The organism is Erwinia sp. PsM31 (genome assembly GCF_030433775.1).
Lineage (GTDB): Bacteria > Pseudomonadota > Gammaproteobacteria > Enterobacterales > Enterobacteriaceae > Erwinia > Erwinia aeris.
Window position 1 is genome coordinate 1 of sequence record NZ_JARUWZ010000087.1, and the last position, 287, is coordinate 287.

Sequence of the window (287 nt, forward strand, 5' to 3'; positions counted from 1 at the left end):
GTTGCGCCCAGGCCAGAAGTCTGGAAGCCAGCGCCTGACAGGTCGATGTTGATGACGTTAGCGTCGGTTGCGTCGTTGGCGCCAACCTGGATTTTTACGCTGCCGGTCGTATCAAAGATCGCCGTGCCGTTGAAGGTAGAAGCTTTACCGATACGGTTGATTTCAGACAGACGCGCGTCAACTTCTTTCTGGATTGAGTCGATGTCGTCGGCGCTGTTGGTGCCGTTTTTCGCCTGAACAGTCAGTTCACGGATACGCTGTAAGTTGGTGTTCATCTCGTTCAGAGA

The 287-nt window shown here is 53.7% G+C and carries 1 protein-coding gene; it reads right to left on the reverse strand.

What is annotated here, in order from left to right; translation table 11 throughout:
• Window positions 1–275, reverse strand: a 275-nt coding sequence (locus QCD69_RS22575) for a flagellin N-terminal helical domain-containing protein (protein WP_441004996.1), incomplete at its 3' end; no start/stop codon positions are given.
• Between the last annotated feature and the right edge of the window lie 12 nt (window positions 276–287).